The organism is Runella sp. R0.1_18 (assembly GCF_057652155.1).
In genome coordinates this window covers 1-425 of record NZ_JBYFCK010000102.1, presented here as the reverse complement: position 1 = coordinate 425, position 425 = coordinate 1, and the positions used below count along the sequence as shown (strand labels likewise).

Here is a 425-nt window from a genome sequence, read left to right as displayed (position 1 = left end):
AATACCAATGGTTCTGATGGCGTAGAACCCAATGATGGGCAAGTATTGGTAGAAGTACTTTCTGGAAATCCAGCTCCCATCACTCAACCTATCAGTGTTCTCAGTCCTACAAATCCTATAGTATCTATTAGTCATCCAAGCTCCTGTAAAGGGATGGACGGCCTCATCACTCTAACTGGATTTGTAATTAACACTACTTACAGTGTAGTTTATAAAAACGACAACGATGCTACAACGACTGTTGAGGTGACTTCTAATAATAACGGAGTTATTACGCTATCGAATTTAGGGGCAGGAAATTATACCCAGATTGTAGCTACCGAGGGGGGCTGCGCAAGTAATGCCGTTTCGGCATCCTTAGCCGACCCCGTTCGTCCTTCTATCACATTGGGCAACATTTCTACTATCTGTGAGGGGGCGATGTC

Annotated in this window: 1 protein-coding gene; it reads left to right on the top strand. The window is 44.2% G+C overall.

All coding sequences use genetic code 11. The features are described from left to right. On the top strand, window positions 1–425 hold a 425-nt coding region (locus tag AC23P2_RS31255; protein WP_487776813.1), incomplete at both ends, for a hypothetical protein.